This window comes from Prevotella corporis DSM 18810 = JCM 8529 (genome assembly GCF_000430525.1).
GTDB classification, from domain to species: Bacteria; Bacteroidota; Bacteroidia; order Bacteroidales; family Bacteroidaceae; genus Prevotella; species Prevotella corporis.
Window position 1 is genome coordinate 171,571 of the sequence record NZ_AUME01000001.1, and the last position, 24,726, is coordinate 196,296.

16 protein-coding genes and 1 tRNA gene are annotated in these 24,726 nt (G+C 46.3%); 5 read left to right on the forward strand and 12 right to left on the reverse strand.

The genetic code is table 11. The features are described 5' to 3' along the window. Positions 1-11 precede the first annotated feature (11 nt). Positions 12-2,672 carry an alanine--tRNA ligase gene (gene alaS, locus H515_RS0100680; RefSeq protein WP_025876017.1) on the reverse strand — a complete coding sequence of 887 codons (2,661 nt, stop codon included), beginning with the start codon at positions 2,670-2,672 and terminating at the stop codon, positions 12-14. A gap of 153 nt (positions 2,673-2,825) precedes the next feature. Here alaS and H515_RS0100685 point away from each other — a divergent pair, with 153 nt between their 5' ends. Further along, positions 2,826-3,164 carry a MerR family transcriptional regulator gene (locus H515_RS0100685; RefSeq protein WP_025876019.1) on the forward strand — a complete coding sequence of 113 codons (339 nt, stop codon included), beginning with the start codon at positions 2,826-2,828 and terminating at the stop codon, positions 3,162-3,164. Positions 3,165-3,753: 589 nt separating this feature from the next. Here H515_RS0100685 and H515_RS0100690 read toward each other — a convergent pair. After that, positions 3,754-7,086: a TonB-dependent receptor gene (locus H515_RS0100690; RefSeq protein ID WP_028901445.1), complete on the reverse strand. Its 3,333-nt coding sequence runs from the start codon at positions 7,084-7,086 to the stop codon at positions 3,754-3,756. 358 nt (positions 7,087-7,444) lie between these two features. Between H515_RS0100690 and H515_RS0100695 the strand changes: the two genes are divergently transcribed. Continuing rightward, positions 7,445-7,900: a copper resistance protein NlpE N-terminal domain-containing protein gene (locus tag H515_RS0100695; RefSeq protein WP_025876271.1), complete on the forward strand. Its 456-nt coding sequence runs from the start codon at positions 7,445-7,447 to the stop codon at positions 7,898-7,900. Between the two features lie 79 nt (positions 7,901-7,979). Here H515_RS0100695 and H515_RS0100700 read toward each other — a convergent pair whose 3' ends face one another. The 5 genes from H515_RS0100700 to H515_RS0100720 are packed head-to-tail and all read right to left on the reverse strand — an operon-like array spanning position 7,980 to position 14,014. Then, positions 7,980-10,286 (reverse strand): RelA/SpoT family protein, encoded by a 2,307-nt coding sequence (locus tag H515_RS0100700; RefSeq protein WP_025876270.1) that lies wholly within the window; start codon positions 10,284-10,286, stop codon positions 7,980-7,982. A 35-nt stretch (positions 10,287-10,321) separates the two neighbouring features. Beyond that, on the reverse strand, positions 10,322-11,461 hold the full coding sequence (locus tag H515_RS0100705; protein ID WP_028901446.1) for a lytic transglycosylase domain-containing protein: 1,140 nt from the start codon (positions 11,459-11,461) through the stop codon (positions 10,322-10,324). 36 nt (positions 11,462-11,497) lie between these two features. Beyond that, complete coding sequence (locus H515_RS0100710) at positions 11,498-12,271, reverse strand: DUF5683 domain-containing protein (RefSeq protein ID WP_025876269.1); 774 nt, start codon at positions 12,269-12,271, stop codon at positions 11,498-11,500. 25 nt (positions 12,272-12,296) lie between these two features. Continuing rightward, positions 12,297-13,202 (reverse strand): ParB/RepB/Spo0J family partition protein, encoded by a 906-nt coding sequence (locus tag H515_RS0100715; protein WP_025876268.1) that lies wholly within the window; start codon positions 13,200-13,202, stop codon positions 12,297-12,299. 35 nt (positions 13,203-13,237) lie between these two features. Next, entirely contained in the window at positions 13,238-14,014 is a 777-nt protein-coding gene (locus tag H515_RS0100720) for a ParA family protein (RefSeq protein ID WP_028901447.1), read from the reverse strand. A gap of 110 nt (positions 14,015-14,124) precedes the next feature. On the opposite strand from H515_RS0100720, the gene surE reads away from it, so the two are divergent. Both surE and lpxB read left to right on the forward strand, forming a co-directional pair. Next, entirely contained in the window at positions 14,125-14,895 is a 771-nt protein-coding gene (surE, locus tag H515_RS0100725) for a 5'/3'-nucleotidase SurE (protein ID WP_025876266.1), read from the forward strand. A 52-nt stretch (positions 14,896-14,947) separates the two neighbouring features. Beyond that, positions 14,948-16,084, forward strand: coding sequence for a lipid-A-disaccharide synthase (lpxB, locus tag H515_RS0100730; protein WP_025876265.1), 1,137 nt, complete (start codon positions 14,948-14,950; stop codon positions 16,082-16,084). Positions 16,085-16,710: 626 nt separating this feature from the next. On the opposite strand, the gene H515_RS0100740 is transcribed toward lpxB, so the two are convergent. Genes H515_RS0100740 through rsfS form a run of 3 tightly spaced genes read right to left on the reverse strand, consistent with a single transcriptional unit; the run spans position 16,711 to position 20,078 of the window. Next, on the reverse strand, positions 16,711-17,574 hold the full coding sequence (locus H515_RS0100740; protein ID WP_025876264.1) for a phosphatidate cytidylyltransferase: 864 nt from the start codon (positions 17,572-17,574) through the stop codon (positions 16,711-16,713). Further along, positions 17,574-19,667, reverse strand: a complete 2,094-nt coding sequence (ftsH, locus tag H515_RS0100745; RefSeq protein WP_028901448.1) for an ATP-dependent zinc metalloprotease FtsH — start codon at positions 19,665-19,667, stop codon at positions 17,574-17,576. The genes H515_RS0100740 and ftsH overlap by 1 nt, the downstream gene beginning before the upstream one ends. A gap of 51 nt (positions 19,668-19,718) precedes the next feature. Then, complete coding sequence (rsfS, locus tag H515_RS0100750) at positions 19,719-20,078, reverse strand: ribosome silencing factor (RefSeq protein WP_025876263.1); 360 nt, start codon at positions 20,076-20,078, stop codon at positions 19,719-19,721. 255 nt (positions 20,079-20,333) lie between these two features. Here rsfS and H515_RS0100755 point away from each other — a divergent pair. Next, positions 20,334-20,404 (forward strand) — tRNA-Gln (locus H515_RS0100755). 248 nt (positions 20,405-20,652) lie between these two features. On the opposite strand, the gene H515_RS0100760 is transcribed toward H515_RS0100755, so the two are convergent. Both H515_RS0100760 and H515_RS0100765 read right to left on the reverse strand, forming a co-directional pair. Next, entirely contained in the window at positions 20,653-21,834 is a 1,182-nt protein-coding gene (locus tag H515_RS0100760) for an iron-containing alcohol dehydrogenase (protein ID WP_202898981.1), read from the reverse strand. Between the two features lie 721 nt (positions 21,835-22,555). Further along, positions 22,556-24,451, reverse strand: a complete 1,896-nt coding sequence (locus H515_RS0100765; protein ID WP_028901449.1) for a DUF349 domain-containing protein — start codon at positions 24,449-24,451, stop codon at positions 22,556-22,558. Between the last annotated feature and the right edge of the window lie 275 nt (positions 24,452-24,726).

A 24,726-nucleotide genomic window follows, 5' to 3' on the forward strand; every position in this document is an offset into this window, starting at 1 on the left:
AGATTGATGAATTACAGCTCAGCCAATTCAATGACTTTTTCAACCGCAGCATTGATGTTGGCAGCATCCTTACCACCTGCTTGGGCATAATGTGGCTGACCACCACCACCGCCTTTGATTAGCTTGGCAGCCTCACGGATTATTTTTCCGGCATTCATCGCATGGTCTTTCACCATGTCGTCGCTGAGCATCACCGAGAGAAGAGGTCGGTTATCGTAAACAGAGCCGAGCACACAGACGAGCTTTTCGGGAATCGCCTCACGCACTTTGAATACGATATCCTTAGCCGACGAAGGCTCAACGGGAAGGACTGCCTTCACAACATTGATGCCATTCATGTTCCGAACCTTCTCTACGAGGCTCTTTGCCGCACGATCGGCAGCCTGTTGACGAAAACTCTCCATGTCTTTCTTCATTGTATCGTGCTCTTCGATGTACTTTGCCACCACGTTCTTCAAGTCCTTGGCATTGTTGAACATAGCTTTCAGGTCGCGAAGCGTGTCCTCCAATGCGTAGATGGCTTCCTCACAGTTCTTTCCCGTCATGGCTTCTATGCGACGAACGCCTGCGGCGACACTGCTTTCGCTTACGATTTTGAAGAAGCCTATGCGTCCAGTTGATGCCGCATGGATACCTCCGCAGAACTCACAGCTTGGCCCAAACCGCACGACACGTACCTTGTCGCCGTATTTTTCGCCAAAGAGTGCTACCGCACCCATCTTCTTTGCCTCCTCGATTGGTGTGTCGCGATGTTCGTCGAGAGGCAAATCCTGTCGTATCATGTCATTTACCAGCCGCTCAACCTGCCTCAATTCCTCGTCGGTAACTTTCTGAAAGTGTGAGAAGTCAAAGCGGAGCGTGTCAGGACTCACATAAGAACCTTTCTGTTCGGCATGCTCTCCGAGTACTTGCTTTAAGGCATAGTCCAGCAAGTGGGTAGCGGAGTGGTTGGCAGCTGATGCCTCCCGTTTGTCGGTGTCAACGCAAGCCATGAAGTCGGCTTCTACATCTTTGGGCAATTCCTTAATAATGTGTATGCTTTGGTTGTTCTCGCGCTTGGTGTCGATGATGTTTATGGTTTCGTTCTCGCTGACAAGAACTCCTTGATCGCCAACTTGACCACCCATTTCACCGTAGAACGGTGTATGGTTGAGCACCACTTCGTAGAAACTGCTCTTCTTTTGTGTTACCTTACGGTAGCGGAGGATATGGCATTCGTATTCGGTGTAATCGTAACCGACAAACTCTTGTTCGCCCTCTTTCAGCTGAACCCAGTCTCCATTCTCTACTACGGCGGCATTACGGGCACGTGCTTTCTGCTGCGCCATTTCATCATCGAACTGCTTTTCGTCAACAGTGAAACCGTTCTCACGACAAATCAGCTCGGTAAGGTCAAGTGGAAATCCATAGGTGTCAAACAGACGGAAGGCCTCTTTGCCACTTAATTCGGTCTTACCCTGACTTTTCATCTCTTCCATGGCCGTGTTCAGTAGGTTGATACCTTTTTCAAGGGTGCGGAGGAATGAGTCTTCCTCTTCCTTTATCACACGGGCGATGAGCTCGCGCTGAGCTGGGAGCTCTGGATAGGCTTCTCCCATCTCCTGAATGAAAATGTTGAGCAGTTTGAAGATAAACGCTTCCTTCTGTCCAAGGAAAGTATAGGCATAGCGTACGGCACGGCGCAGGATTCGTCGGATGACGTACCCCGCTTTGGCATTACCAGGAAGTTGACCGTCGGCGATAGAGAATGCCACGGCACGCATGTGGTCTGCCACCACGCGCATGGCGATGTCAATCTTCTCCTGCTCGTCTTTTGCCTCTCCGTTCTCACCAGAAGGTGTGGTAAAACCATACTTTTTCCCGCTCAGTTGTTCAATTTGCTTGATGACTGGCTGGAAGATATCGGTGTCGTAGTTTGAGCTTTTGCCTTGCAACATACGCACCAGACGTTCGAATCCCATACCTGTGTCGATGACATTCATTGCTAACGGTTCGAGCGAGTTGTCCGATTTGCGGTTGAACTGCATGAAAACGATATTCCATATCTCAATAACCTGTGGGTCGTCCTTATTGACGAGCTCCCGACCAGCCATCTTTGCCTTTGCTTCAGCTGTGCGCGAGTCAACGTGTATTTCGGAACAAGGGCCGCATGGTCCAGTTTCGCCCATCTCCCAGAAGTTGTCGTGCTTGTTGCCGTTGATGATATGGTCTTCGGGCAAGTGTTTTGCCCAATACTTGGCAGCTTCGTCGTCTCGCGGGATGTTTTCTTCGGGACTACCTTCGAACACTGTCACGTAGAGGTCGGCTGGGTTTAGGTGCAACACATCCACAAGAAATTCCCACGCATGGTCAATGGCCTTTTCCTTAAAGTAATCGCCGAAACTCCAGTTGCCGAGCATTTCAAACATCGTATGGTGATAAGTGTCGTGTCCCACCTCTTCGAGGTCGTTGTGCTTACCGCTCACACGCAGACATTTTTGTGAGTCAGCGCGTCGGCGTGGCTCTGGATCTTTTGTTCCGAGGATAATATCTTTCCACTGGTTCATACCAGCATTGGTAAACATCAGCGTAGGGTCGTCCTTTATGACCATAGGGGCGGACGGTACGATGACGTGTCCTTTCGACTCGAAGAATTTCTTAAACGAATCGCGGATTTCATTAGCTGTCATCATCTTATTATTCTTAATTTTATAAAATTCATTGAAAAGTGTTGCAAAGATACGGACTTTTCACTATTTTTGCAAATGAAATGGTAAATGATTGACCGATAGTTGGCAAGGCTTTTCGTTCAACTCTTTGTGTCAAGTAAGGAAAAATAAGCAGCTATGGCAGAAAATTCACGTAAACTCTATTATTCCATCAAGGAAGTGGCGCAACAGTTAGCCGTATCAGAAAGTTTGCTCAGATATTGGGAGACAGAGTTTCCGCACCTTCGACCGAAAACCACGGGCAACCGTGTGCGCCAATATACCGAGAAGGACATTGAGCAAATCAAGGTCATTTACAACCTTGTAAAGGTACGTGGATTCAAGATTGCCGCTGCCAGGAAGATGCTTCAGGAAAACCGGATGGGGGCTGACAAGAGTCAGAAGATAATGGAAAGTCTCATCTCCGTGCGTGACCAGCTGAAGGAACTCAAACTGCAATTAGACGGATTGGTGTGACAAGCCGATTCGATGGCATAAAAAGCATTAAGGCTGAACAGTGTTGTTCAGCCTTTTTTATTTGTCAGTGGATGCATCTTCAATAAAGTTTTATGATAGGATAATGACACTTTTGTGTAAAGATTATTCATAAGAATTTAACAATTCAAATCTCCCGGTTCAGTATAGATGGGATAGGGGAGTGCACTGTTTTAGCTTTAAAATTCTGATTCATGAGGGTGGATTTAGCCTATTCTTGGCTTTTTCTGTGCGAAACCATAGCTTTCGTCGGTCGGAACTATAGCTATTCGTAAGTAAAACCATAGCTCTGGCGCAACGATAGCTATGCTTTTGATGATGAAATGTTGACAAAACGCACGATGGAAGATACACTATTATTGAGACATGTCTTTAAACAGATTGATTGTCAGTAGTTTATAAACCTGTCTAAAAATTGCGTATTTTCAGGAAGCTCTTGAATGTTTTGAGAAAATAGGCTGAATTTTCGCCCTTTTGTAAAGAAAATTCAAAGATTCGATTGCTGCATAGTCTGAAAAAAGAGGATACGCAGCGTACCCTCTTTTTCTTATGAGTGTGTTTTTTTCGCAATTTAGTTGAAGAAGTATTTTACACCAATCTGCAACATCCAGCACTGGTTGTAGTTCTTGTCGAACGACCATGTCTTTGTAGGAGCATTGCCCTCCTTGTCTTTTCTCATCGAGAAGTAAGGAACGTTGTTGGCATCTATCTTGTCAACTTTTAGGAACTGACCGCTGAAGCTGCCGTTCATGTTCTTCTCCACTCCCCACTTTGAGTTGAACAAGTTGCCTATGTTCATCACGTTGGCACTCAACTGAAGGTTGTGGCGTGTGTTGCCGATGTTGAAGGTGAAGTCGTGTGCCCAGCGGAAGTCGAAACGATGGACGAATGGCGCGCGTGCGCTGTAAGCCTCCGCATACTCGCCCTTGTGGTTCTTCAGGTAAGAGTCCTGATTCACGTAGTTCCAGAAGAGTTGGCGATCAGACTCGTGTGTGAAATGAATCTGGCTGTCGTCGGCCGGAATGTACATCAAGTCGTTGGCAATCTTGTCGTTGTTGATGTCGCCGTAGTAAAAATAGCTGTAGCCCCTTGGAGAATAGCCGGTGTAGAAGAGTGCGAAATGGTCGTGATTATAAGTGTAGCTCACTGAAGCTATCAGGCGATCGGGAATCACATACTGCGAGTTCTGCAGTGCGTCGCTGTTCGGACCGTTGACGGTGTAGAGTCCTTGCCATGCCGATGATGCGTTGGAGCCGGGCATTCCCGACACCTCCTTCATCACTGTGTGGGTATAGGCTGCCATGATGCTCAGGTTGTCGATTGGCTCTGCGTTCAGTGTGAGGTTGAATGTCCAACCATAGCCTTTGTGCGTGTTCTCCAGCACGCAAGCATCGCTCACCTTATTATATGTGAAGTTGGTCGGATAGAGATAGCGGTTGTCGGCTCCGTTGAGGCGTTCCCATGTGGGCATCTCCGCATCCTTGATGTTCCAGTTCACCAGACGAACGTCGTTGATTTTTTTTGTATAGGTGAACTCTGCTGTTGCGGTGAAGGGGAACGAGGTGGGTATCTGATAATCAACGGCAATCGATGATTTCCATACCTGTGGCATCTTGAAGTCGCTGGCGATGGCGGCGATGGAACTTGGCACCGTGCCTTGCTCTGGTGTGATGCTTTCCGGCGCACCGAGCATGTCTCGCATCTGGTTCACATCGGTAAGGATGCCTCCTGTAAACTTGTCGAGTCGTGGGTCTCTCGATGTTACGACGCCGTTGGTGTATCGTGTCACGGCACTCACGAGGTTTTGGACCATACCAGAGTTGGAGGGCATGTTGGTGAAGAACACCAATGGCAGGCGACCGGTGAAGATACCTGAGCCACCACGCACTTTCAGCGTGCGGTCTTTGAACACATCCCATGTGAATCCGAAGCGTGGCGATATCTGAATGTTGCTCTTGGCCCACTTTCCGGTGTCGATGTGGCGACCTCCGAAGTCGAGTTCGTAGATGGCATTGTTACGCATGATGTCGTCATCGTCATAAGAAATGTTGTCGAATCGTATGCCGCCTGTCAGTTTCAGGTTGTCGAGCACGTTCCACTCGTCTTGCAGATAAAGCCCATACTGATTGAAACTGACTTCTGCCGCTGGATTGAGGTTGCCTGCATAGCCATAGGTTAGTGCAACAGCCTCAGGCGCAGCACCTGTGAGGAAATCATTGAGGCTGCGGTAGCGGTAATAGCCTGTTCCGTTTCGCATGTAGGAGTTATTAGCCATCTGATGCTCGAAGCTCAATCCTGCCGTCAGTTTGTGGCTGCCCAGATAATAAGTGAAATTGTCGGTGATGGTCGTAATCTTATTGTTCACACCATTGTTGTAAGTGAACAGCTCGTAACCGAGGCTCATGTACGGCTCAAGGGTCTGCTTCACGTTGTATCCGCCGAAGTCAACAGCGATGTTTTGTCCCGTTTTGGAATCGATTGTGGGGTAATCGCCCGTTGAGTAGTCGTACATGATGTCGATGAATGGGAATGGCGACGAGTTGCTGCCACGCATATCCTTGATGTTTGTGTAGGTAACGAGCAGTTGGTTGGAGATATTCTTGCCGAAACGACTGTTCAAGTCGGCAGAAATGGAGTTGATTTTATTCTCCATCGAGTACATGGAGTTTGCGAAGGCCATGGAATACTGCGATAAACGGTTGAATCCTCTCAGTCGGAAGCCAGTGTTGCCTGAATTTCCGTTGGTGGGGTTCCATGCCTTGTTGGTTGTTGTGTTGTAGCGAAGGGCAAGATGGTGGTTCTGATTGATGTTCCAGTCAAGACGAGCGAGAAACTTTGTGTTGCTCTCATCTGCAGGAAAGGCATCGTATGCCCCTGTATCATAGCCGTATTTGCTTCGCATGAACTCTTGAACTTTCTGCATATCGGCAATGGTGGTTCTTGAAATGTAGTCTGTTTTTCTGGCTACACCATCTGCAGAAGGATGCCAGCGGTTGGCCACTGATGGCACCTTGGAGGTCTCGAAGTTGGCAAAGAAAAAGAGTTTGTCCTTCAGAATCGGACCACCCAGTGTGAATCCGTAAGTGGTGTTGCGGTTGGTGCCGCGTTCTCCGAGGTCGGTGTGGTCAATGCGGTTACCGTGCATGTTTTCATTGTTGTGGTAAATGTAGGCTGCTCCCTTGAAAGTGTTTGTGCCTGATTTGGTCACGGCGTTGATACCTCCGCCAATGAAGTTGGTCTGCCGCACATCGTAAGGAGCGATCACCACCTGTACCTCGTCGATGGCATCCATTGAGATAGGATTGCCTCCTCCGGGGAGTGCCGACGAGAGACCGAAGTTGTTGTTGAAGTTGGCACCGTCGAGGGTGAAGTTGGTCGAACGTCCATCGCCGCCGGCGAAACTCATGCCGTTGGCATAAGGAGATATGCGCGCAATGTCGGATATGCTGCGATTGATGGTAGGCAGCGCTGTCATCTGTGCGTTGCTGATGTTGGTGGTGGCACCGGTCTTTTCGAGTGAGAACTTGCTGGCCTTGCCCGTAACGACAACCTCGCCCAGCTCATTGGCATCCTCTGAAAGCGCCGGCGACAGCTTATAGACCTCGCCGAGCTGAAGCATGATTCCCGTATAGGTCTTCGATTTGTGCCCGACATAAGATACGGTGACGGAGTAGGGACCACCGGTGCGCATACCTTGGATTTCGTAGCGTCCGTCGATGTTTGTGACACTGGCATAGCGTGTGCCTGAAGGCTCGTGTACAACTTGTACCGAAGCCCCAATCAGAGGCTCGTTGCTGCCAGATAATGTAACCTTGCCTCCGAGAGCGGAGGTGGTGACCTGTGCTGAAAGGGTCGATGCGAACATCACCAACAGCGCAAACAGGAATAGTAATCTTTTCTGCATTGTGGAATGAATTATAAAATTATGGTTTGTTTTTTACGTTTACCTTATTAATTACGGTGCAAAATTAGTTAAGGAATGTTTCTATCGTGTTACATAAAAATTAAAAACTCGTTGAAACTTCTTTAAACCTCTCTGTTTTTCTGTATTACACTCTGCGGACTGTATTTGAGCATCAGTCAGCCTTTCTTTATGAATAATCGGAATTTGGCCTATTTTACGCACTTGTAAGGTGTGGTGACGATGTCCGATAACCATCCTGAAAGGCGCTAAAAGAGTGTTAGTTGTTTTTAACTAAAAAAGTTTTCGAATAATTTTCCGATGCATTATCTTTGTAACAATTATTTTATTCAAAATTAAGATGAAGAAAGTATTGGTATTAGTAGTTGCTTGCGCCACAATGGTTGCATGCCAACAGAAAGGTAAGACTACCGAAGAAGCTGCAGCAAAAGACAGCGCTTCTGTAGAAGTTGTTGATTCCATGCGCTATGCTGGTGAGGTTCCAGCTGCTGATGGTCCAGGCATTCGCTATGAATTGGCTCTGGCTGCCGACAGCACTGACGGTTTCAGCATGACAGAAACTTATCTTGCTGCTAAGAAGGACGGCAAGGACGATGTGAAGAAATTCACAGGTAAGGCTGAGAAAATCGAAAAAGACGTGAAGGGTGAGAAGAAGGTTGCCTACAAGTTCACATTGGGCAAGGACGGGGCTGCTTACTTCATGGTTGTAAACGATTCAACTCTCCGCATGGTTAACGATCAGTTGGAAGAGTCTGCTAACAAGAGTCTCAACTACGATTTGAAGTTAGTGAAGTAATTGATTCTGAAAAGAAGAACGAAAGAATAAGGGATGTGCCTGATGGCGCATCCCCGTTTTATTTGTGGTTGCAGATAGATCAGGTTATTTCCTGGACATTCTGCATATCGTTGATCTGTTTCAGGCTCTTGATGATGATTCTCACGTCCTCACGGTCGTGAACACGGAGCTCGATACTGCCTTGAAAAATCCCATTATCGGTGGAGAGGGTGATTTTGCGTATGTTTACTCCGAATTTATCGGATATGACCTTTGAGAGCTCGTGCAGCATACCTTTGCGGTCGATTCCCTGAATCGCAATCGTTGCATCGAAGAACAAGCGCTTGTGCATATCCCATTTTGCATCGAGGATTCGTGGACCGAAGCTTGCCTTGAGTTTGGAGGCAACAGCGCAGGAACGTTTGTGAATCTCTATATGCCCTTTGTTGTCGATGTAACCAAGAATATCGTCGCCGGGGATAGGATGGCAACAATGGGGGAAAATGTATCGGCTGATATTGTCCTCATTGATGAAGATGGGTTTCTTTTTGTTCAGTCCCTGATCAACCACAATCAACCCATCCTGTATGTTAGTAGTGGAGTCGTTGGTAGTGAAGGAGCCTTCCTTTTGCGATGACCTCTTCAAGAAAGGAACGTACTTTCGCCATTTGGCAGAGTAACCCTCGCTGTTCGGCTTTCGCTTGCCTTGCAATTCATCAAGGTCTGTATCTCCGAGTATAATGCTTTTCTCTCCGATGGCACTGAAAAGGTTGGCGTGCTTAGGAAGCTTATGCAAGTCGCAGAGCTTGTCGAGAACAGAGGTTGTCATCTCATAGTCGTGCTCTTTCAGCCAATTCTCAAGAATCTCTTCTCCTTGTTTCTGTATCTCCCTGTTCTCTCTTCTAAGGATGGCGAGAACCTTGCCTTTGGCTTTGGCAGTCGAGACGAAATTGATCCACGACTCATTGACGCGCTGTGCCTTCGAGGTGAGTATCTCTACCTGATCGCCACTCTGCAGTTTATGGCTCATAGGTACAAGCTTGTGATTCACTTTGGCACCGATGCAGTGGCTTCCGAGGAAGGTGTGAATTTGGAAAGCGAAGTCAAGGGCCGTACATCCCGCTGGCATCATCTTGATTTCGCCCTTTGGTGTGAACACGAATATTTCTGAAGCGAAGAGGTTCAGCTTGATGGCATCGAGGAAATCCATTGCGTCTGGCTGCGGATCATCAAGAATTTCCTTGATGGTGTGAAGCCAGTCGTTCAATTCTCCCTCATCCTCGGTGATCTCATTGGAGCCTTCCTTATATTTCCAGTGTGCCGCAAAGCCCTGTTCTGCAATCTCATCCATCCTGTCGGAGCGGATTTGTATTTCTATCCAACGTCCTTGCTTGGACATCAATGTGACATGGAGGGCCTGATAACCATTGGCTTTTGGATGGTTGACCCAGTCACGTAAGCGGTCGGGATGGCTCTTGTAAAGTTTGCTGATGGCAACATAAATCTGGAAGCATTCGTTGACTTCTTCCTGTCTGCTTTTCGGCGTAAATATGATTCTTACGGCAAGGATATCGTAGATTTCTTCAAAAGTAACGTGCTTGTTTTGCATCTTATTCCAAATGGAATAAGGGCTTTTTACACGTGCCTTGATCTTATATTTCAATCCCATTCTGTCCAGTTCAGCACGAATTGGGGCTGTGAACGTGTCGAATAATGTATCGCGTTGTTCCTGGGTTGAGGCTATTTTCATTTCAATAGCTTTGTATGCGTCAGGATGCTCATAGCGGAAACTCAGGTCTTCAAGTTCTGTCTTGATTTTATTGAGTCCGAGTCGGTTGGCCAATGGTGCGTAAATGTAGAGAGTTTCGCCCGCTATCTTGTATTGTTTGTTGGCTGGTTGTGAGGCCAGAGTACGCATGTTGTGCAGTCGATCGCAGATTTTGATGAGGATGACGCGTATGTCGTCACTCATGGTGAGCAGCAGTTTCTTGAAATTCTCTGCTTGGGCGGATGCCTGTTCTCCAAATATGCCGCCTGATATCTTGGTAAGGCCATCCACTATCTGAGCTATTTTCGTGCCGAAGATGTTTTGAATGTCCTCAACGGTATAGTCTGTGTCTTCTACAACGTCATGAAGCAGGGCTGAACAGATACTTGTCGAACCCAGACCAACCTCCTTGCAAGCTATCATGGCTACCCCGATAGGATGCAGAATGTAGGGCTCGCCTGAAAGCCGGCGTACCCCCTTGTGCGCCTGTCGTGAGAAATTGAATGCCTTTGTGATAATATCCACTTTCTTGCGGTGCGGTGAGGCAAGATAAGTGTCTAAGAGAAGCTGGAAAGCCTCGTCCACCATCTTTTCTTCTGCTGACTCTTCAATATCGGTTTTCTCAATTTCTTTATCCATATAATCCTCCTAACATGATATTAAGGTGAACCTTTCTAATAGGCGGTTTTGATTCCTTTATCCCCTCCGCTCCCAGTATGGGCTTCGTTGGCATTGGCAGCCATGCTTGTCTGTGTGCCAACCGTTGTCTGTAGTTCTTGGTAGAGCAGTGGGGCAACACTGTTGAAGCGGTCAACCTCTTCTGCTGGAAGTACGAGGGTTGCAACACCGTTGTTTGTTTTTACGATACCTTGTTTATATTGTGGGTTCAAGGTTTTAAGATCTTCGATGCTCATTTCCATGATATTTGCGATTTTGGTGAACGAGACATCTTGGGTAATCTGTACTTTTCCTGGTATTTGCGGTAGTCCAGTCGTCTCTGGGTATAGATTATAGTCTCCAAAGTAGGTCATTACGTAGTTGGCGGCAATGAAAGCCGGCACATAACCTCGTGTTTCCTTTGGCAAGAACTTGTAAATTTTCCAGAAATCAACGCTCCCCCCAGCCTTATCAATGGCATTTCTAACACGGTTCGGGCCGCAATTATAGGCTGCCAGGGCCAATGTCCAGTCGCCAAAACTTCGGTAAAGGTCGCTCAGCATGCGGGCTGCTGCATAGGATGATTTAATCGGGTCGCGTCTTTCATCAACGTAACTGTTGATACAGAGGTCGTATTGCTTCCCCGTTGTACTCATGAATTGCCACAATCCTACGGCTCCTACACGTGAAGTGGCATTAGGATTGAGGCCTGATTCAATAACGGGAAGATATTTCAACTCTAATGGAAGGCCGTAAAAGCGCAACGCTTCCTCAAAGAAGTGATTGTAATATTTTGCACGTGACAGCAGATAACAGGTTGATCTGCGCCCCGACTTGACATACCTGTCGATGTGTCTCTTCACTTCCTCATTGTAGGTCATAGGTATTGAGCTTGGCAAACGTTTGATACGGCGACTGATGGCATCCGTCTCAGTCTCTGTTTCTCTCTCATTCGCTCTGAAATAGCTGTGGCTTCCTTGCTGTTGGTAGAACTTTTCATCAGTAAACTCCACCGATAGCGGATCCTCCTCGACTATTGGGATATAAATTTCCATCGTTCTGCCATTACTGTCTGTCACTACTTGGCTTTGAGCCAGCATCGTACAGTTGGCATAGGTCGATAAGAGTGCTGAAAGTATGTATATTTTCTTGACCATTCTATTAATTGTGGGGACTTGCTATGGATTTGCCCGTCAGAAAGTAAGGCTGCATCCAATGCCTAATGCTGAGCTCTTCAGCGGATTGCCTGAACCTATCATTGAATTGTCGTTGATGATTGCCGGTGCGATATGTAGTGACAAATCGTCTGAAATATCGAAATCGGACAACGATGCATCCACGTAAGCGTCGATAACGGAAAGCGCGTATATTCCTATGGTGGCGAAAATACTCAGGTCGCGCCATCTACGGTAACGGTCTTTTCGCTTTTTGAACAAGTCTTGATAATATTGCTTGTTACCTTCATTGACTGCATTTCCCAAGTGGAGGAAGTCATTGTAACTCTGTGTCGAGGGATCGCTGTCCATAATATCGACGTATGCACGTGAATAATCACGATACATTTGGTTATTCCACGTCATTGCATAGATGCAACCTGCAATTCCGCCGTAAAAGATAGGCAGTTTCCAGTATTTCCGATTGTAAATCTGTCCTGCTCCAGGCAGCACTACGGCCAGCCACAGGGCTTTCTTGGGATTTGGCCGCCATTTGCTCCAATCGCGGTTGATTTTTGCACTGTCCTGTATTGATGTGCCCTTGAGCCTTGCCTCTCTATCGGGTGATAGCAGCAGTGTGTCCATTGCGTCGTGCGGTGGAATATCTATCACCGTAACGGCTACAGAGTCACCTGGGTAGATGACTTTGATGGGTTCTTCTTTTGTGGATTGTGCCATCATTACGGCCGGAGTTGTGAACACCAGCAAACCCAGCAGCAGCCATTGGCGAAATATATTGTTCAGACTCTTCACTTGCGCACAACCGTTCGTTCAACTATCATTTTATTTTGTCCATCACAGCCATGATATGTTCTAACTCTTCCTCAGATGAGAAAGGAATGCTGATTCGGCCTTTCCCATTGGCATTGTAGCTCATTTGGACTTTTGTGTCGAAGAAATCTGACAGTCGCTTCTTGAGAATGTTAAATTCTTCTGGCAGTTTGGATTTGGTTGCTATTTTTTTCTTGGCTGTCTGAATGTCCTCTCCGTTCTTCAGTTGTTGGCAGAAATCCTCCACCTTTCTCACACTGAAGCCGTTTTTCTGTATTTCGCGGAACAATTTCAACTGAAGCGATGGGCTATCGAGCGAGAGCAGCGCGCGGGCATGCCCCATGTCTATTTCTTTCTTCTGCAAAGCCATCTGCACCTGTGCCGGGAGTTTCAGCAATCGGAGATAATTGGCTATGGCTGCGCGACTCTTGCTGACACGTTCTGCAACCTTTTCCTGTGTCATTCCGCTTTTCTCAAGCAAGTGCTCGTATGCGAGGGCAATCTCAATGGCATTTAAATCCTCACGCTGGATGTTCTCAACTAAGGCAAGTTCCATCACATTCTCATCCTTGATGGTTCGGATGTAGGCTGGAATAGCCGTTAGACCTGCCAGCTGAGAGGCTCTCCAACGGCGCTCACCGGCGATAATTTGAAACTTATTGTCGTCCATCTGTCGAAGTGTAATCGGCTGGACGATACCCAGCTCCTTGATGCTGTTGGCCAATTCTTCAAGGGCTATCTGATCGAACTCCCTTCGGGGCTGGTCGGGATTTGGCTCAATCTGGTCTAACGCAATCTCATTGATGGTTGAACTGCCCTGTGTGCTGACCGCTTCCGTAGAAATCAAAGCGTCAAGACCTCGTCCGAGGGCATTTGTTTTGGAACCTTTGTTGTATTTTTTATGAACTGCCATGCTGATTTGTAGGTTTACAGATTACTTTTTCAACTTCAGAATGAACTTTTTTTATTTTTTTCGATTATCTCCTTTGCAAGTGAGAGATGATTCTTTGCTCCCGTTGATTCGGCATCGTAGAGGATGACGGGCAAACCGTGGCTCGGACTTTCAGAAAGTTTCACGTTGCGTTGGATGACGGTTTTGAATACCAACTCTTGGAAATGGCGCTTCACTTCGTCGTAAATCTGTCGGGCCAATCTGAGACGGCTGTCGAACATGGTTAGCAGGAAGCCTTCAATCTCAAGTTTCGGATTCAGTTTGCTTTTGATTATCTTAATGGTGTTTAGTAGTTTACTGATTCCTTCCAATGCAAAGTATTCGCATTGGACGGGAATGATGACCGAGTCGGCAGCTGTCAGTGCATTGACGGTAATCAATCCTAATGAGGGACTACAGTCAATAAGGATGAAATCGTAGTCATTCCGAATCGGAGCAAGCAACTTGCTGACCATATTCTCACGGTCGTTTATCTTCAACATTTCTATTTCCGCACCCACTAAGTCGATGTGGCTCGGCACGATGTCAAGCCCTTCGATGTCTGTGGTGTAGATTGCATCGCGGATATCAGCATGGTTGATAATGCATTCATATAGCGAGCAATCCACCTCCTTGATGTCAACACCCAGTCCGCTCGAAGCGTTTGCCTGTGGGTCGGCATCAATGACGAGTACGCTTTTTTCCAATGTTGCGAGCGACGCTGCAAGGTTGATGGTTGAAGTGGTTTTACCCACTCCTCCCTTTTGATTGGCCAATGCAATTATTTTTCCCATTTCTTTCCTTATCCTTACTTGATTTGGCGACAAAGATACATATTTTATGCGAGATTAAGCTAATTCTAAACCTTTTTTCGTAATTTTGCAATCAAAAGAAAGCTAAAGTTATGGATTTTAAGAGACCCCTGATTCTTATTTCAAATGACGATGGATACCACTCCAACGGAATCAAAACGTTGGTGTCGTTCCTTGCTGATTTTGCCGAAGTTGTGGTTTGTGCGCCTGAAGCTGCAAGGTCGGGTTATTCGTGTGCCTTTTCAGCGACTGATCATCTTTTGCTGAAACGGCGTCATAACATTCCCGATTGCGAGGTTTGGTCGTGTACTGGAACACCAGTAGATTGCGTTAAGCTGGCCATCGACCAGCTTTTGGATGGGCGTAGGCCCGATTTGATACTCGGTGGCATTAACCACGGTGACAATTCGTCTGTGAACAATCATTATAGTGGCACGATGGGGATTGCGCGTGAGGGATGTATGAAATTTATTCCATCCATCGCTTTCTCAAGCTGCGACTATAATCCTGACAGCGATTTAACTCCCCTTCGACACTATGTCCGAAAGATTGTTAAGAAGGTGCTGGCCGAAGGATTGCCAAAGGGAATATGTCTGAACGTCAATTTTCCCAAGACCGATTCCTTTCTTGGATTGAAAGTGTGTCGAATGGGGTACGGGAGTTGGGTAAAAGAGGTTGTTCGCTGCGTTCATCCAAGAGGTTTCGATTATTATTGGATGGTCGGCAAATATCTGAACACTGAGCCTCAAAAAACGGATACTGACCAGTGGGCTTTAGACCATGGGTATGTTTGTGTGACGCCGGTAACCATCGATGTAACAGATTATAACATGCTTCGTTCGATGAAGGACTGGGAAGATTAGCTTTCCTCCGTTTTTTTTGTGATTTTTGAGAAATATTGTGAACCGTTAGCTTATGAAATACTATATAATTGTTGGCGAAGCTTCGGGCGATTTGCATGCCTCACGGCTGATGATGTCGTTAAAGGAGTATGATCCAATAGCCGAGTTTCGATTTATTGGTGGCGACTTGATGTCTGAAGTAGGCGGCCATCGTGTCCGCCACTGTAAGAATTTGGCTTACATGGGTTTTATTCCCGTATTGCTGCACTTGCCCACCATCTTCCGGAATATGAAGATGTGCAAAGAAGATATCGTGAAATGGCAGCCCGATGTTGTTATCCTTGTTGATTATCCAGGCTTTAACCTGAATATCGCCAAATACGTAAAGAAGAACACGAGGATACCTGTCTATTACTATATCTCGCCAAAGATTTGGGCTTGGAAAGAGTGGCGCATCCGATCTATCAAGCGTGACGTCAAGGAGATGTTCTCCATACTCCCATTTGAAGTGCCATTCTATGAAAAGAAACACAATTACAAGATTCACTATGTGGGGAATCCAACGGCTGAGGAAGTGGCTTCTTTCCGTAATCGCTACACTGAGAGTAAGGATGAGTTTGTGAGTCGGAACGGTTTATCTGATAAACCGATAATTGCCATCTTGGCTGGTAGTAGAAAACAGGAGATAAAAGACAATTTGCCCGCTATGTTAGAGGCAGCCAAGCACTTCGAGGACTATCAGTTGGTTATTGCCGGTGCTCCATCTATTGATAATTCATTTTATCTTAAATACGTAGGTAAAACACCTGCGAATATAGTAAAAAATGAAACTTATGAGCTGCTTTCGCACTCCATAGCTGCCCTTGTTACGAGTGGAACTGCAACTTTAGAGACGGCGCTCTTCAATGTTCCGCAGGTAGTGTGCTACAAAACTCCTCTGCCAGCTTTGATTCGGTTTGCTTTTAATCACCTCATCAATGTGAAGTACATTTCTCTCGTCAATCTGATTGCCGACCGAGAGATTGTGCAAGAGTTGCTTGCCGACCGTTTTAGGGTGTATAACATAGCCAATGAGCTGTATAGAATTTTACCGGGGCAGACTGGACGCGAGGAGATGTTGCAGAATTATCAGCTGTTGCACGAACGTTTAGGAAATCAAAGCGCACCCGATAACGCTGCAAAGATTATGGTCAACTTACTACAATTGTAGTCTTATCAATTTAAAACCCTAGTTTCGGCTTTGTCAATGATGCCTTATGCCAGCAATCGACAGGCCCTTTTATTACATTAATTTGCCTTGTCTGAGCACATGCATTAACAATGGGGTTGTGATAGGTGAGCTTTTGCATTGTCATAGATGAGCTATGGTCTTGCCATTGGTCACCTTTTGCAAAAGCTTCTCTCTTATTATTTGTTTTGTTTTCTAATCGATTAATTGTCAGTGTTTTAGGTTGTAGTTGTAGAAGTTGTAAGTTCTATTGGCCTTGCCTTTGCTAACTCGTGCAAAAAATCGTCAAAAATAGTGCTGGAAATAAGGGCTTCTTTTTATCATTAGTATGGTAAACTTTTGCTGTTTTTTGAAATTTACCCCCAGTTAGATATAAATCCTTTTGGCATACCTTTATTGCGAACGTCAGGAAGCCTCATTCTCATCGTGTAACTGTGAAATTGTGGTCTAATGGTCGGATTTGGGCTATATATAAGTAAGTGATGGTTTGTAGCCGGTTGCAGCACCGCCTCACCTATTCTTTGGCCCTAAACGAAAGTTAAAAGTGGATAAACTCCATTCGCATCCAGCCAATTACTTGATGCAATGCCTATTAAAAGGCCTCTGCTTTAAAAGATAGTTAGTGCATACAGATACACCACTGCTGCTGGAATGGCCATCAGCGACGAGTCGAACCTGTCGAGCATACCACCGTGTCCAGGCAGAATGTTTCCGCTATCCTTTACTCCCAATGTGCGCTTGAAAAGACTTTCCACTAAATCACCCCATGTTCCGAAAACCGCAACGACGATTCCAAGTCCTATCCACTGGGGAATGGTGAGCATATTTACACCGCTTTCGTTTGTCGTAGAATAGCCTATGAGTGCGGCTACGATGACGACGAGGATTCCGCCACCGATGCTTCCTTCCCAACTCTTGGCTGGACTGATGCGGGGGAACAGCTTGTGCTTTCCGAAAAGTGAGCCAGAACAATAAGCTCCTGTGTCATTGGTCCATAGGAAGATGAAGATGCTCAATGGCAATAGCATGTCGATGGTCATCTGTCCGTTTGCGTCTCTTTGGAAGGCGAGGACGTTTATCATCGAAATCGGGAGTGCAATGTACATCTGTCCCAGCATGGTGTAGGCCCAGTTCATAATCGGATTCTCATTCTTTAGGTAGAGCTCGGCTATGAAAAGGTAGATAATCGTCAGAATGTATGGGACAAACACGCTGAATCCCTCAACGAACCCAAGTCGCTGACCAGCCAATGCCACGAAGAAATAGACCCCTGCCACTGTTGAGATGAAGCGATTGATGCTCACATGCTCTATTTGTGATATGAGACCAGTGTACTCCCATATTGTCATGCCTGTGATGGTGGCGAAAAGCACCACCATATAATGGGCCGAAAGGAAACCTGCCACCATGATGGCCACGAAGAGAATACCTGTGATGGTGCGTGTTATGAGGTTCTTCTGTTTGTCTGTCATTATTCTTCTGCTCTGTTGTTAGCTTGGTTTGCATCAACGTCACCAGTCATATCGTTGTTGTCATCTGCCTCGCTATCGTTGTTTTTTTTCGCAGCTTCATGCTCTGCTTGCGCTTGTTTGACGCTCTCTGGCATGTTCTCTAACTGTAATTGTGACTTGTCTTCCAAATCCATCAGTTCCTGAGTGCGGCTCACCCAAGGACGCTTACCGAATATTTCCTCAACATCCTCTGCCATGATGACTTCGCGTTGGATGAGCAACTGCGCCAGACGGTTATGCCCCTCCTTGTGTTCGCTAAGAATCTGTTTGGCGCGGGCATACTCTCCGTTCACCATCTTTAGCACTTCTTCGTCAATTGTCTTGGCCGTGGTCTCCGAATAAGGCTTCTGGAATCCTGGATCCTCATTATTATAATAGCACACGTTGGGCAGTTTGTCGCTCATACCAGCATAGGCAATCATTCCGAAGGCGCTTTTTGTGGCACGTTCGAGGTCGTTTATAGCCCCTGTTGAGATGTGTCCGGTGAACAATTCCTCTGCGGCGCGCCCTCCCAGCAGAGAGCACATCTCGTCGAGCATCTGTTCCTTGGTGGTGATGGGTCGTTCTTCCGGCAGGTACCAAGCAGCTCCCAAAGCCTGTCCACGAGGAACGATACTCACTTTTACGAGCGGATTGGCATGCTCACAGAACCAACTGATGGTTGCGTGGCCAGCTTCGTGTAGGGCTATAGTACGCTTTTCCTCAGCGGTCAGTATCTTTGTTTTCTTTTCCAGTCCGCCAATGATGCGGTCAACTGCGTCGAGGAAGTCCTGTTTGCCAACAACGGTTTTGTCGTGACGGGCCGCAATCAGTGCGGCTTCGTTGCAAACGTTGGCAATATCGGCACCGGAGAAACCTGGAGTCTGGCGTGCCAGCAAGTCGATGTCTAAGTTCTTGTCGAGTTTCAGCGGACGCAAGTGTACTTGAAAAATAGCTTTTCGCTCTGGCAAATCAGGTAAATCAACATGTATTTGGCGGTCGAATCGGCCGGCACGGAGCAATGCCTTGTCGAGCATATCCACACGGTTGGTGGCTGCCAGCACAATAACGCCACTGTTAGTACCGAATCCGTCCATCTCGGTCAGTAAGGCGTTGAGCGTGTTCTCTCGTTCGTCGTTGCCGCCCATTGACGGATTCTTCGAGCGGGCGCGGCCAACGGCGTCAATTTCATCGATGAAAATGATGCAGGGGGCTTTCTCTTTTGCCTGTCGGAACACGTCTCTGACGCGGCTTGCCCCCACTCCTACGAACATTTCGACGAAGTCTGATCCGCTCATTGAGAAGAACGGCACGCCCGCTTCTCCTGCTACAGCCTTCGCCAGCAAGGTTTTACCAGTTCCTGGAGGACCTACGAGCAGCGCTCCCTTAGGTATCTTTCCACCAAGTTCAGTGTATTTCTTTGGATTTTTGAGGAATTCGACAATCTCCTGTACCTCTTGTTTGGCCCCTTCCTGTCCGGCAACGTCCTTGAACGTTATGCCCAGTTCGCCTGCCTTCTCGTATAGTTTGGCCTTCGATTTGCCGACGCTGAACACTCCGTTGCCTCCGCCTGATCCACCGCTCATCCTTCGCATGATGAATATCCAGAATCCGATGATGAATATCCATGGAATGAGGCTGATGAATATCTCTTTGAACCCATTCTCATCTTTGTTCTCATAGCTGTAACCTTTGATTTTCTTCTTCTGTACAGCCGTATTGAGGAATGCTTCCAGATTGTCGATAGAACCTATCTCAACTGTGATATATGGATTCTTGCCAACTTGATCTGTGCCTTGTTTGAAAATTTCACGGATATGTTCAGGGCTGACATACATTTTGAGCGAGCTTTCATTCTTGTTCACAACTACATGGGTAGCATAACCCTTGTTGATGTATGTCTGAAAAGCGGTGTAATCTTTTTGGATACCTTGATTACCTGAAAGTACATTCTCAGCTCCGCCTGTTGAAAAGAATATCAATGCGATGGCGATGGCGAGCACATAAAGCCAGTTCATGTTGAACTTTGGCATCTTAGGCATGTTAGGTTTGTTGTTCGGATTCTGATTGTCCATTTATTACATAGAATATTTGATGAATAAAACTGACCGTTCCGGCAAGCGTCCTTAATCCAAATCCTCAATTTGCGTCAGCGTAGCGTCCTCCCAAAGGTGTTCCAAGTCGTAGTAAGCTCTTGTTTCGGGGATGAAGATGTGAACCAGAACATCGACAAAGTCAATGGCCACCCATTGGTTGTTTCCCAATCCTACGCAGTTTACTGGCTTTTCGCCGTGATGTTCGCGTACATAGTCGCCCACTGACTCAGCTATCGCTTCGACCTGCTGTGGCGAATTGCCGTGACAGATGACGAAATAATGGCAGATTGTGCCGTCGATCTTTGATAAGTCTGCAATTACTATGCCATGTCCTTTTTTCTCTTGAATACCTTTGGTAATGGAATTTACTAATTTCTTTGTCTCGTTCATTAAATTGATTATGAATTAAGTGCCACAAAGGTAGTGCAATTCGGGTGAAGAGCAAAATAAATTTGTTTTATTTTACATATTCTCTTAAGCGGTTGTTTGTCTGCTATGCTGCAAATGTAACCAGCAAGGGTCGGTGGGAGGGTTAAAAATCGCCATCTGTACGCTTTTTAACTAAAATTCTTTTGATTTTCTTTGGTGGTTCGTAAAAAGATAGTACCTTTGCAAACGCAATTCAAAATAGGAGTTGTTACATATTGGGATATGGTGTAATGGTAACACTACAGATTCTGGTCCTGTCATTCCTGGTTCGAATCCGGGTATCCCAACTGAATCGAAAGGCAGATGATTGAAATTCAATCATCTGCCTTTTTCATGGTGGTATTCTGTGCCTCCGCAAAGTTGTCATAGTGCGTCAAAGTGTTTGGTTGTAAACTTTTCCGAGTTTTCGGCTCACCGCCTGGCAACCCACTGGGGAAAAACGAACAGGCAGCCTCTGTCGGTTTGTGGAGGCTGTCTGTTGAAAGATGGGTATTCAGAGGCAAAAACGCTGTTTCTTTTGTAATCGGAAACAGGTCTATTTGTAAGAAGCCTTCAGAATTTCGACAATCTCAGCGTGGTTGAGTGGCTCTCGGTCGAGTGCCACCAGTCCACCCATTACCTCCAATGCATTGGTGGCCATCTTGTCAAACTCTTCGGGCTGTATGCCATATTCGCTCATTTTCAAGTCATCTACCTTGCACGCTTTCTTCAAGTTGTCTAATGCGGTGATGAAATCTTCAGGCTTGGTGGCATCCTCCTTGCCGAGGAACTTCGCCATGTTGACGAAGCGTTCGTCGCAGACATGCTTGTTGATGTGGGTGGTGAAGAACGCCTTTGAAATCATGATAAGGCCCGCACCGTGTGGCAGTTCCTCATGGTAAGCGCTCAGTGCGTGCTCTATGGAGTGCTCTGCGGTGCAGCCACTGGTATCCATGGAGTAGCCGCTCATGGTGTTGGCAAAGGCCATACGTGCCCGTGCCTCCATGTTGTTGCCGTCTTTGAAGGCGATGGGGAGGTAAGTACCGATGTTGCGGATGGCAGCTTCCTGAACCATGTCGGAGAAAAGGTTGCTCCGATTGGAGATGTAGCCTTCCAGACTGTGGAAGAGAGCATCGAAGCCTTGATAGGCGGTGAACTGTGGCGGAACGCTGGTCATGAGCTCCGGATCGACGATGGCATAGACGGCAAAGGCTCGCGGGTCGCCGATGCCCAATTTTTCGTTGGTCTCTGGATTGGTGATTACTCCTGCTGCGTCAACTTCCGAACCCGTTCCTGCCGTCGTGGTAATGGCAATCCACGGTAGCGGATTGTTCACCGCAGGCTTGCCCTTGCCCGTCCGCCCTGTGGCATAGTCCCAAAGATCGCCAGGATTGGTAGCGTTGATGGCCATAATCTTTGCTGCGTCCATTACACTGCCACCTCCCAGTGCCACAATAAAGTCGCAGTTGTTGTCGTTGGCGAACTTGGCACCTTCCTCGACGGATGCTTTCAGCGGATTGGGCTGTACGTTGTCGAGCACGACATATTCTACTCCAGCCTGCTTCAGCTCGGCTTCTGTCCGATCGAGATAACCGTTGGCGCGTGTTGATTTTCCGTTGCTGATGACAATCATCGCCTTTTTGCCCGGCATAGGAAGCGTATGAAGATTCTTTAATTGTCCTGCGCCGAAAAACACCTTTGTTGTAGCAGGAAAAACGAAATGCATACCTGTTTTCATAATAATCTGTTTAGTTATTGGGTGATTTGTTATTTGCAACAAAGATACTGAATTTGAATGATATTTCCATGTCCCTTGACTTTTTTTCACCTTCTGTTTTCGTCTGCTGGAAGTCAGTTTCGGTGAAGGGTGAGTTGATGTTTTTTACAGATTTGTAGGTTGATTCGTAAGCTACTGGTTTTCAAATGGTTAAAAATAACTCTTCTTTGGTGTCGCAAAAGGTCAGCTTTTGGCTTGCAATAACTTACCTTTTACGATGTAATAGCTCACCTTTCGCAAAAGGATAGATGGTGGTTCATCAAGCGGTGGAAGAGAGGCTTTTTTCAGTAATCTGTCGTCTTGTTGTTAGCTTTATTTACGATAAACTCTGTTCAACTCAAAATGTTCATTAGAGCGCAAATTACTTTCTCTCTGATTAGATATCATGCTATTCTTCAACTTAGCAGTTTATTTTGTCTCTTTTTGTCCGCTTTCTCGGTTGTTTAGTCAGTTAAACGCCTTCTTCATCAAACAAAAATAGATTAAAACAAACTTGCAAAGCTATCAAAATTCTAACAATCGATTTGGATTAAACAGAATCGGTACAGGCTTCTGTGAGCCGATTGGGGCAAAACACAAAAATCCCGCTATCAAAAATCTTCCATTTGATAGCGGGATTTTAAATTTATGCTGGTTTCAGGAATGAGGCGTAAGTGAATCTCCCGTCACATTCCAATGAATATCAGTCCTTGTTCTCGGCATCGATGGCCTTGATTTTCTGTCTGATTTCTTCAGTATCGTCCTTCAGTTTCTGAATGCGGCGGTTCATATCGTCGATAAGACTGTTGCCTTTCTTGCTACTGATATTCAGGAAACCCAAGTTGTTTTCGTAAGTATTGATTTCCTGTTTGAGCTGTTCGTAGCGGCGCATCAGACGTCCGCGCTCATTATCGAGAGCGTTTGCACCACGGTCGGCCACCTTTTTAAGGTTGTTGCGGAAATTATCCATGCGGCGACGTGCTGCGTTGATGTGCAAATCCTTGTACAGTTTGTCCAAAATCTCGTGGTATGCCTTGTAAACTTTGTCCTTTTCCTTGAAGGGTACGTGTCCTACGGCATTGAATTCTTCAGTCAGTTGATGGACTTCCTCCTGTATATTCTCTTTTCCTGCTTCTGCTAGCTGGACAAGTTTCTCGATAATCTCATTCTTCTTATTGAGGTTTTCCTGCTCTTCATTTCTTGTATCGGCATGAGCGGCATTGCGAGCCTCGAAGAAATGATTGCAGGCTGCAAGGAAATCGTTCCACAGTTGGTCTCCTTGCTTCCTTGGTACCATACCTATTGTCTTCCATTCCTTCTGCAGGGCTATGAATTTGTCGGTCGTTGCCTTCCAGTCTGTTGAGTCTGTGAGGCTCTGTGCTTTTTCAACCAGTGCCTTTTTCTTCTCCGCATTCTCAGCGAACTGATTCTTAAGCTTATTGAAAAATTCGCCTTTCTTTCCGAAGAAGTCATCGCATGCTGCTCTGAAACGTTCAAAAATCTTCACATTCATCTTCTGAGGGGCGAAGCCGATGGTCTTCCATTCTTTTTGGATATCGATGATCTCCTTCGTCGATTTTTCCCAATCAGCCGATCCTTTGTGTTCTCTCTTGGCTATTGCCTCAACTTTCTCGCATAGTTCGGTCTTCTTTACGAGGTTGGTCTCTTCTTGAGAGCGGATGTCCTCAAAGTGTTGCTGGTGCCTTTTGTTCACTACCGTGCTGGCAGTCTTGAACCGAGTCCATATTTCCTCGCGCAATTCTTTTTCCACTGGTCCAGTTTCCCTGAACTCTTGGTGCAGCTCTTGTAGCTGGTGGAATGCGCTAACGACATCTTCTTCGTCAGCGAGCTTTTCTGCTGCCTCACAAAGCTGTGTCTTTTTCTCTAAGTTTTTCTTAAAGTCATATTCTCTTGCTTCCCTATTCAGGTTAAGTAAGTCGTAGAATTGCTCAACGTACAACTGATAGTTTCGCCAGAGTTCGTTGTTTTTTTCGGCAGGAACGGCCTTTATGGTCTTCCACTCCTGCTGCAAGGCTCTCACCTCTTGGAAGTTCTTGTTGGCTTCTTCGGGTGTTGTTGCCATGGTTTTCAGCTTTTCCAAGATGGCTTCTTTTCTTTTAAGGTTCTCCTGTTTCTGCTCTTCGAGTTCTAAAAATGCCTTCTGGCGCTTTTCTTTTATGATGGACATGCTTGCCTTAAAGTTCTCCTCATCTTCGTCCGGGAACACTTGATACTTCTCCGGATCGCCCCCATTGTCGATGAAAGCCTTTTGCTGGGCTTCCCTTTCTGCAAAATGCATCTTGTAGAAAGTTGTTTTCAAGTGGTCTATCTCTGCTTTCTCTGGTGTCTCATCGCTTTCTGCAATCTCTTTGATGCGCTCAACGATATCCTTTTTCGAGTTATAGACTTTTAATGTGGGAGATTGTGTTTCTTCGGCCTTTTGCCCTTCGGCATTCTCTGTCGATTTCTCTATTGCAGTTTCAGGTGTTGGTGTTTCGGCAGCTTTTGAGTCATCTTTTACTTCCTTTTCCACAGCCACCTCTTGCTGCTTCACTTCTTCTGCTCCCTGATTCAGGGCGTTCTCTTGAGAGTCCATCATTTCACTTTTTAGTTTATGATTCGATTTTTGTCATTATTTGTTGTGCATAGTTTACACATCAAAGGGCTTTCTATGGTTACAACTTAATTGTTATAAAGTGCAAACTTAGATAAAAAGTTTTAAACCACCTAATTTATATTAAGATTTTTTACTCTGTCGGTTAAAATTGCGCTGTGTCTGGCAAATATCTGGTGACATTGATGGTCTGTTGTCATTATGGGATTGTTGTGTGTCCAGCTCTGTCTCCTGTCTTTTTTGAGCATGAATCTATGTTC

Bases quoted from the DNA above. Each gene is read 5' to 3' on its own strand.
- alaS (WP_025876017.1), bottom strand. From the start codon at position 2,672: ATGATGACAGCTAATGAAATCCGCGATTCGTTTAAGAAATTCTTCGAG.
- H515_RS0100685 (WP_025876019.1), top strand. From the start codon at position 2,826: ATGGCAGAAAATTCACGTAAACTCTATTATTCCATCAAGGAAGTGGCG.
- H515_RS0100690 (WP_028901445.1), bottom strand. From the start codon at position 7,086: ATGCAGAAAAGATTACTATTCCTGTTTGCGCTGTTGGTGATGTTCGCA.
- H515_RS0100695 (WP_025876271.1), top strand. From the start codon at position 7,445: ATGAAGAAAGTATTGGTATTAGTAGTTGCTTGCGCCACAATGGTTGCA.
- H515_RS0100700 (WP_025876270.1), bottom strand. From the start codon at position 10,286: ATGGATAAAGAAATTGAGAAAACCGATATTGAAGAGTCAGCAGAAGAA.
- H515_RS0100705 (WP_028901446.1), bottom strand. From the start codon at position 11,461: ATGGTCAAGAAAATATACATACTTTCAGCACTCTTATCGACCTATGCC.
- H515_RS0100715 (WP_025876268.1), bottom strand. From the start codon at position 13,202: ATGGCAGTTCATAAAAAATACAACAAAGGTTCCAAAACAAATGCCCTC.
- H515_RS0100720 (WP_028901447.1), bottom strand. From the start codon at position 14,014: ATGGGAAAAATAATTGCATTGGCCAATCAAAAGGGAGGAGTGGGTAAA.
- surE (WP_025876266.1), top strand. From the start codon at position 14,125: ATGGATTTTAAGAGACCCCTGATTCTTATTTCAAATGACGATGGATAC.
- lpxB (WP_025876265.1), top strand. From the start codon at position 14,948: ATGAAATACTATATAATTGTTGGCGAAGCTTCGGGCGATTTGCATGCC.
- H515_RS0100740 (WP_025876264.1), bottom strand. From the start codon at position 17,574: ATGACAGACAAACAGAAGAACCTCATAACACGCACCATCACAGGTATT.
- ftsH (WP_028901448.1), bottom strand. From the start codon at position 19,667: ATGGACAATCAGAATCCGAACAACAAACCTAACATGCCTAAGATGCCA.
- rsfS (WP_025876263.1), bottom strand. From the start codon at position 20,078: ATGAACGAGACAAAGAAATTAGTAAATTCCATTACCAAAGGTATTCAA.
- H515_RS0100760 (WP_202898981.1), bottom strand. From the start codon at position 21,834: ATGAAAACAGGTATGCATTTCGTTTTTCCTGCTACAACAAAGGTGTTT.
- H515_RS0100765 (WP_028901449.1), bottom strand. From the start codon at position 24,451: ATGATGGACTCTCAAGAGAACGCCCTGAATCAGGGAGCAGAAGAAGTG.